This window comes from Anaerotruncus sp. G3(2012), from assembly GCF_000403395.2.
Taxonomy (GTDB): domain Bacteria; phylum Bacillota; class Clostridia; order Oscillospirales; family Ruminococcaceae; genus Anaerotruncus.
Genome location: NZ_KE159677.1, coordinates 202,554 through 210,589, shown reverse-complemented (window position 1 = coordinate 210,589; position 8,036 = coordinate 202,554). Strand labels below are relative to the sequence as shown.

Annotated in this window: 8 protein-coding genes and 1 pseudogene; 8 read left to right on the top strand and 1 reads right to left on the bottom strand. The window is 56.5% G+C overall.

The genetic code is table 11. From position 1 onward, the window contains the following. The first annotated feature begins 431 nt into the window (after positions 1-431). The 8 genes and pseudogenes from C814_RS19070 (at position 432) to C814_RS19045 (ending at position 6,991) form a co-directional block, all read left to right on the top strand. Complete coding sequence (locus C814_RS19070) at positions 432-929, top strand: YceD family protein (RefSeq protein ID WP_016317079.1); 498 nt, start codon at positions 432-434, stop codon at positions 927-929. Between the two features lie 70 nt (positions 930-999). Then, entirely contained in the window at positions 1,000-1,182 is a 183-nt protein-coding gene (gene rpmF, locus C814_RS0105545) for a 50S ribosomal protein L32 (RefSeq protein ID WP_022788557.1), read from the top strand. A 66-nt stretch (positions 1,183-1,248) separates the two neighbouring features. Continuing rightward, positions 1,249-1,401, top strand: a pseudogene (locus C814_RS24990) (PDZ domain-containing protein); the annotation flags it as partial. Next, complete coding sequence (locus tag C814_RS19065) at positions 1,378-2,583, top strand: DUF512 domain-containing protein (protein WP_347707305.1); 1,206 nt, start codon at positions 1,378-1,380, stop codon at positions 2,581-2,583. The pseudogene C814_RS24990 and the gene C814_RS19065, both read left to right, overlap by 24 nt. A 4-nt stretch (positions 2,584-2,587) precedes the next feature. Next, positions 2,588-3,916 carry a ribosome biogenesis GTPase Der gene (gene der / locus C814_RS19060; RefSeq protein ID WP_016317077.1) on the top strand — a complete coding sequence of 443 codons (1,329 nt, stop codon included), beginning with the start codon at positions 2,588-2,590 and terminating at the stop codon, positions 3,914-3,916. A 228-nt stretch (positions 3,917-4,144) separates the two neighbouring features. Beyond that, positions 4,145-4,813, top strand: coding sequence for a glycerol-3-phosphate 1-O-acyltransferase PlsY (gene plsY / locus C814_RS19055; RefSeq protein WP_016317076.1), 669 nt, complete (start codon positions 4,145-4,147; stop codon positions 4,811-4,813). A 490-nt stretch (positions 4,814-5,303) separates the two neighbouring features. Continuing rightward, positions 5,304-5,762: a hypothetical protein gene (locus C814_RS19050; protein ID WP_016317075.1), complete on the top strand. Its 459-nt coding sequence runs from the start codon at positions 5,304-5,306 to the stop codon at positions 5,760-5,762. A gap of 209 nt (positions 5,763-5,971) precedes the next feature. Then, positions 5,972-6,991 (top strand): NAD(P)H-dependent glycerol-3-phosphate dehydrogenase, encoded by a 1,020-nt coding sequence (locus tag C814_RS19045; RefSeq protein WP_016317074.1) that lies wholly within the window; start codon positions 5,972-5,974, stop codon positions 6,989-6,991. Between the two features lie 67 nt (positions 6,992-7,058). Here the strand turns inward: C814_RS19045 and C814_RS19040 are convergent, their stop codons facing one another. Further along, on the bottom strand, positions 7,059-7,721 hold the full coding sequence (locus C814_RS19040; RefSeq protein ID WP_016317073.1) for a GntR family transcriptional regulator: 663 nt from the start codon (positions 7,719-7,721) through the stop codon (positions 7,059-7,061). Positions 7,722-8,036: the final 315 nt, after the last annotated feature.

The following is an 8,036-nucleotide window of genomic DNA, read 5'->3' as shown; positions in this document are numbered from 1 at the left end:
AAAAAGCGCACTTTGCCCCATCGGGGTGGGGCCTGCGGGGAGGGGTCACCGACCCCTAGCCCGCAAGGCAAACTGAGGGGGCGTCGCGGCGTACGCCGCGATCTCGGCCTAAGAGCCGCCTGTGGCGGTTGGCCTCGAAACGCTCGCTGCGGCTCGCAGTCCGGACCGCAGGTTCGAGAAGTCCCCCGAAGAAGGGCGCTTGCGCCCCGGAAGTTTGGTCTGGAACCCAAACTTCCGTTGCCTCAAAAGATACGGGATATCTGCGGAGCCCCCGATTCAGAATCTTTTGCGGCTTCGTGCGGGAGTTGTCCGTTTTCCCTTGACAAGGCAATGGAAAAAGTTTATAATAATCTGCGTAACGTCCGTGGGGCACTGCGCCCAAAAACGCGGATGCAAAACCCTGAAGTGCGATACCGAATGGAGAAGAGCGCATGAAACTGGACCTTTCCAAACTGTTTGACAATCCCGGCGCGGAGCAGGCGTTTGACTGTTCGCTTGTGCTGGAGGATGTAAAGCGGTGGGGCCACAGGCTGTTTGCCGGACCGGTCCGGGTCAGCGGGCGCGCGCAGAACCGCTCGGGGATCGTCAGCGTGAGCTATCAGGCGGACTTCATTCTGGATGCGGTGTGCGATCGGTGTCTTACGTCGCTCAGCCGTACGGAACGGATGGAGTTCTCACACATCCTGGTTTTATCCCTGAACCGTGAGGACAACGATGAGCTTATAGTAATACCGGACGGGCAGCTTGATTTGGCAGAGCTTGCCGGGGCCGATATTCTCCTCGAACTCCCCACCTCGATGGTGTGTGATGAAGGCTGTAAGGGGCTTTGTCCTGAATGCGGAGCCAACCTCAACGAGGGGGACTGCGGCTGCCGCCCGTCAGCGGGCGATCCGCGTCTTGCCAAGCTGCGGGAACTGCTCGGCGAATAACAAAATGGGTGCCTGTGCAGCAGGCACAGCGTACCGTGACGACGATAAAATCTGGAAAGGGGTACCAATCATGGCAGTACCAAAGAGAAAATCCTCAAAAGCGCGCAAAAATAAAAGACGTTCGAATGTATGGAAGCTGGAAGCCCCTGCATTTTCCAAATGCACACACTGCGGAGAACTGAAAGTTCCCCATCGGGTCTGCGGCAACTGCGGCTATTACAAGGACCGTGAAGTCATCAAGATGGAAGCGTAACGCGATCATGCGGGCAACGGAGGCGGATGGTTTTCCGCCTCCGTTTTTGTATCCGAAGGAGGTTCTGCCATGCCGGTATTGATTCAGAGTGTCCAGCCGGGTTCCTACGCCGCGCGGGCCGGGATACAGCCGGGTGACACGCTGGCGGCGATCGACGGGCACCCGGTTAACGACCTGCTCGATTACCGCTTTTATGTGACCAGCCGGCGGATCGTTCTGGATCTGCTGCGGGCTGGCAAAACGCGTTCGGTACAGATCCGCAAGGGGGAGTATGATGACATCGGGCTGGAGTTTGAAACCTACCTGATGGATAAGCAGCGCTCCTGCAAGAACAAATGCGTGTTCTGTTTTGTAGACCAGATGCCCCCGGGGATGCGGGAAACCCTCTATTTTAAGGATGACGACAGCCGGATGTCCTTTCTGTTTGGCAACTATATCACCCTGACCAACCTCACCGACGGGGACATCGACCGGATCATCCAGATGCGGATTTCGCCGGTCAATATCTCGGTGCATACCACCGACCCGGAACTGCGGGTCCGGATGATGAAGAATCCCCGCGCCGCTTCCAGCCTAGCCTATATCCGGCGGCTGTGCGATGCGGACATCCGGGTCAACAGCCAGCTGGTACTCTGCCCAGGCTACAACGATGGGCCTGCGTTGGAGCGCACGCTCAACGATCTCGGCGCGCTCTACCCCAATCTGCAAAGCATTGCCTGTGTGCCGGTCGGACTGACCCGGTTCCGGGAGGGCCTGGAGCCGCTGCGCCCCTACGACCGGGAACGGGCGCGGGAGACCATTGAGATCATCCACCGGTTCGCCGGCCGGATGTGGGAAACCCATGGGGAACGGGTGGCGTACCCGTCCGACGAGTTTTTCCTCAAGGCGGAACTGCCGGTTCCGGAGCCGCGGTATTACGGCGCATTTGACCAGCTCGAGGATGGGGTGGGCACCCTTGCGCTGTTGCGGGAGGAGTTCGAGGATGCGCTCGCGGACGATCCGGAAACCAGTGCGTCCGGCGTCCTGAGCACTGTCACCGGGGAGGCTGCCTATCCGCTGATCCGCGAGCTGGCAGAGCAGGTGATGCGCAAACACCCCGGGATGCAGATTCGGGTGCACCGGATCGAAAACCGGTTTTTCGGGGAGCAGATCACGGTTGCGGGGCTGGTCACCGGGAGGGACATTCTGGAACAGCTCGGGGGGATCACGCTTGGGGAGCGGCTGTTGCTGCCTTCGGTGATGCTGCGGCACGAGCGGGACCGGTTCCTCGACGATCTGACCCTCAATGAGCTGGAGGAACGGCTCGGGGTGCCTGCCGTCCCGGTGGATAACGATGGCGCGCAGCTCTATGGCGCAATGACCGGGTGCCTGCCCGAAGGTACCTTTGGTGAAAGGAAGTGAACCCATGGCAAAACCATTGATTGCAATTGTCGGCCGCCCGAATGTGGGCAAGTCGACCCTGTTTAATAAACTGGCCGGTGCGCGGATCAGTATTGTGCAGGATACCCCCGGCGTCACCCGCGACCGGGTCTATTGTGCGTGCGAGTGGCGCAGCCGGCAGGTCATGCTGGTGGACACCGGCGGGATCGAGCCGTATTCGGACGATGTGATCCTTTCGCAGATGCGCAGGCAGGCACAGCTGGCGATCGACAGCGCGGATGTGATCGTGCTGGTCACCGACCTGCAAACCGGTGTGACAGCCACCGATCAGGAGGTCGCGGCGATGCTCCAGAAGAGCGGCAAGCCGATCGTCCTTTGTGTCAACAAGTGCGACCGGCTGGGGGAACCGCAGCCGGAGTTTTACGAGTTTTACAACCTCGGGCTCGGCGACCCGATCGCGGTATCTTCGACCCACGGACATGGGACCGGGGACCTGCTCGACGCCTGCTATGAACAGATCGACTTTGACCAGCAGGAAGATGAGGAGGATGAGGTCGTCCGGGTCGCGGTGATCGGCAAGCCGAATGTCGGGAAGTCCTCGCTCATCAACCGGATTGCGGGGGAAGAGCGGGTGATCGTTTCGAACATCGCCGGGACCACCCGCGACGCGACCGATACGGCGGTTGAAAACGAGTACGGAAAGTATGTGTTCATTGATACGGCAGGCATCCGCCGCAAATCCCGGGTCGATGAAGAGATCGAAAAATACAGCGTCCTGCGGGCGTATATGGCGGTCGACCGGAGCGAGGTCTGCGTCATCATGATTGATGCGACGGTCGGTTTTACCGAGCAGGACAGCAAGGTTGCGGGGTATGCGCACGAGCAGGGCAAGGGATGTATTGTCGCGGTCAACAAGTGGGATGCGGTCGAGAAGGACGGGCGCACGATGCAGGAGTACCGCAGGAAGCTCGAGAGCGATTTTTCGTTTATGTCCTATGTGCCGTTCCTGTTTATCTCGGCCAAAACCGGACAGCGGGTTGACAAGCTGTATGGGCTGATTAACTTTGTCAACGAGCAGAATGCCATGCGGATTTCGACCGGAAAACTGAACGATCTGCTCGCCTATGCGACTGCGCGCGTCCAGCCCCCGACCGACAAGGGCAAACGCCTGCGCATCTTCTACTGTACACAGGCGAGCACCCGTCCGCCAACGTTTGTCTTTTTCTGCAACAACAAGGAGCTGTTCCATTTTTCCTACCAGCGCTACCTCGAAAACCAGATCCGGGAAACATTTGGGCTGGAGGGGACACCGGTGCGGATCGTCGTGCGGGAGCGCGGGGATGGGAAGGACTGAGGACGGTTTGAGAAGCTATGCGGAAAGTTCCGCCGGCCTTTGTCCCGGACCGAGAGCCGCTGGTTCACGCTGGCTGACCCGGGACACTGCTGCGGGCTTTCCCGTAAGCCGCGGTGAAGCGTTTCGGAGCGCCGCCGCAGAGGGTTCCTGACGCGGGGGTAGAACTCCGCATATCCCGGCGCGTGCCGCATAGGATAGATACGGGCGCGCAGAAGAGAGGTGTTTTTTATGCAGACAGTGGCTTTTGCATCTGTCAACTGGAAACTCTGCCTGTTTGCAGCGGTTGTGGCACTGGTTTCCTATCTGTTGGGGAGTGTCAGTTTTGCGGTGATCGTCTCGCGGATTGGCGCCAAAGACGATGTGCGCAACCATGGCAGCGGAAACGCGGGCATGACCAACATCCTGCGCAGCTATGGAAAAAAGATGGCGGCATTCACCGCCATCGGCGACTTTGGCAAGGGGGTAATTGCGGTCGCGCTTGGGAGGATCATCTTTTCCCTGGCAGGGATTCAGGGGATCGACGCCGGTTATATTGCGGGCCTGTTTGTCATCCTCGGGCATCTCTACCCCCTCTTTTTTGGCTTTAAGGGTGGCAAGGGGGTCCTCACCAGCCTGGGCGCGGCGGTTATCGTAAGTCCGATTCCGTTTCTGGTGATCGCGGGTATCGCAATTCCAACGGTCTTTGCGGTCAAGATTGTTTCGCTGATCTCGGTTATTGGCTTTGCCCTCTACCCATTTGTCGTGGTCGCTGTCGACCTGCTGCTCGACAAGCCGCTCTGGGGGGAGCTGCTCTTTTCGCTGATTGTCAGCAGTCTGGGCATCTGGAAGCACCGCAGCAACATCCAGCGGCTGCGTGCGGGCACCGAATATAAATTCGGACAGAATAACAAGCGCTGAGGAGCGGCGGGGGCTCCGCCCCTCGACCCCGCCACCTTTGAAAAGGTGGACGAAATTTTTGATTATGGAAGAGGAAAGAATTTCTCCCAGCTTGCCAGGGTGGGGCTTAGGGGTTGTTCAGTATCTAAAGCTTTACTCAATTTTTCTCGAAAAATTGCGGGGTCGAGGGGCAGAGCCCCCGACGCGCTCCGCAGAGCGCGGAACTCTTTCTCCTATGAAGCGCTTTTTTCGGGTGAATTGCCGCAAAGCGGCAAGAGGGGGCTTTTTGCAAGAGAAAAAGCCCCCTTGCCAAAGATACCAAACAGCCTCTATCCGTCTATTTCTCTATTTTCAAACAAGACCTAGGCTTATGGCCTTTTTTGACAGTTAAAGGTATCAGCCGCCCGAATCCATTGCGCTGCAACGGTTTCATGGGTTTGGGCGGCGTTTGGTACACAAGTCTAAAATATTAGAATGCAGATGACAAATCGAGTTTTGGAGATGGAACGTCATGAAAGAAAATATTGTGACTAAGTTGACGGTGAAAGACGATAAATATGCTTGCGCTCTTGCTGATAAAATTATAGCAGAAAGTCAAGAAACAGATGAATGGTATGATTATTTTGATGACTTTGCGTCTCTGCTCAATCATCCAAAATCGTTCGTGAGAAATCGGGTGTTGTATATTCTTGCGGCAAATGCTCAGTGGGATGAGGAAAACCGTTTCGATTTGATAATTACTGATTTTCTTGCACATATAACGGATGAAAAGCCGATTACAGCCAGACAATGCATAAAGGCTCTCACACAGGTTGGTTCAGCAAAGCCGCAATATATTCCAGAAATATTATCGTGTTTGCGGAGTGCCGATTTATCGAAGTATAAGGATAGTATGCGTCCACTGATTGAAAAGGATATTGCTGAAACAGAAAAGAAGTTGACAGATTCCAATTTGTTGAGGAGTTTGTGAAATCAAAATTTCTTCCATAATGAAAGAAATAGGGTACACAACTTAGTACACAAGCGAACCTGTTTTAATCTGTGTGAATTTGTATCTGCAAAAACAGCAGAAGGCTGGAATTGCTTGAATCTACACGACATTGATTAAGGCTAAACCAGTGTCCCTATAATTGAAAGAAAACGGTATGGTTGTCATAACAAATACAGGAGGGACTGCGAATGGCAAAAATCTGGATTTTGGGCGCGGGCGGTATGGGTGTCTCGATGGCCGTCATGTGCGCGAACAATGGGCATCAGGTGAATCTGTATTCCCCGTTCGAACAGGAGATCGAGACTCTTTTGACCGAGCGGGAGCACAAAAAACTGCTGCCCGGCATCCGCATCCCCGACGGAGTCTCCATGACTTGTACGCTGCCGGAGCGGATCGACGCCGATCTCGCGATCGTTGCGACCCCGTCGTTTGCGGTGCGGGGGATCTGCGGCGAGCTGAAGGGGCGGATACGCCCGGATACGGTGACAGCCTGTGTCTCCAAAGGGTTTGAAAAGGGCAGTCTCAAGACCCTTTCAGACGTGATGCAGGAGGAGCTGCCCACCCATCAGAGCGTCATGCTTTCAGGCCCGTCCCATGCGGAGGAGATCGCGCGCGGGGTGCCGACTACAGTGGTTGCGGCGAGCCGGAGCCGCGCCACTGCCGAGCGTGTGCAGGACATGCTGATGAACAGATGGTTCCGGATTTATGTCAGTGACGATGTGGCCGGAGTGGAGCTGGGCGGCGCACTCAAAAACGTGATTGCTCTGGCCGCCGGGATTGTGGACGGCCTTCAGCTGGGGGATAACCCCAAAGCGGCCCTGATGACCCGCGGGATCACTGAGATTGCGCGGCTGGGGGTCGCGATGGGAGCCTCGACCGAGACGTTTGCCGGCCTTTCGGGGATCGGTGACCTGATCGTCACCTGTACGAGCGTACATTCCCGCAACCATCGCGCGGGCGAACTGATCGGGAAGGGCCGCACCGCCACACAGGCGATCGAAGAGGTCGGCATGACGGTCGAGGGATACACCGCCGCAAAATGTGCGTACCAGCTCGCACAGCGTACGGGGGTGGAGATGCCGATTATCGAGCAGGTCTACCGGGTGCTTTATGAGAATAAAAAGCCCTCCGACGCGATCCGCGACCTGATGGGGCGTCCGGCGCGGCATGAATCGGAGGTTATCTGGCTGTTGAGCGGCAAAAGATAAAACTGGTTTCTAACAGGGATGCGCCTGTCCGGATAAAACCGGACAGGCGCATTTTGCAGCAGTTATTTCAGCCTTCTTTCAGATCAATCAGGTTGATCTCGGTCGTAATTTCCATGTGCTGCATCGTGATGTCGTAGATGTTGAGCAGGTCCCCTGTGCGGATGGCGTCATAGATGGCGGTGTGTTCCCGCAGGGTCGCTTCCAGACGACCGGTATGCAGCAGCGACTTACTCGCGAGCTTCTGGATGCAGTAGACGTGGTTGCAGAACAGCTTGGACAGTTCTTCGTTTTCGAGCGACTCCACCACCGTCCGGTGGAATTGCAGATCGTAGCGCACAAATTCGGAAATCTCCCCATCCTCCTCGAACACTTTCCGCTGCAGGCCGAGCAGCTCCCCCAGCCTGCGGATCGACTCCTGCGCCTTGGGGGTGCGGAAATTCCGGGTCAGAACCACCGCGCTATAACATTCCAATGCGCTGCGCACCTGGTTGTTTTTTTGAATCCGCTCCGGGGTGATCGCCTGAAGCTGGAATCCGCGGCTGGGCAGAATCTCAATCAGCCCCTCCTGTTCCAGCTTTTGCAGCGCGTCCCGCATGGGGGTGCGCGATACGCCGATCTCCTTTGCCAGCCTGGTTTCGGAATAGATCACCCCGTCCTCCAGCTGGTTTTCCTCGATCATCTCCCGCAAATGCTCATAAGCCCTGATCTGCAAAGGCGCCGTTTTCAGCAAAGGCGATCCCCTCCTCGGTTTTTCGCGGGAATTTTTCCGTTTCATAGCTGCGCCAAAGCTGCCAGGAATACCCCCGGCATTCCTGCACGTTTTTCCTGCATCTGCCCGGTTTCCTCTCTGCAAGCAGACCTACAGCGGTTCTGCCACAGATGTCTGCTTGGGGTTGTATGGTCGCCGAACATGCTCTGCATACGGACGGATTTCTGCCCGCGCCTGAAAAACAAATCCTCATTTTTCAGGGTGTTGGCTATATTATAACATACTCTCCGGTTTTGTGACAGGTTTTTTCCGTCTTTTTGCCAGAGGGTATTTTCT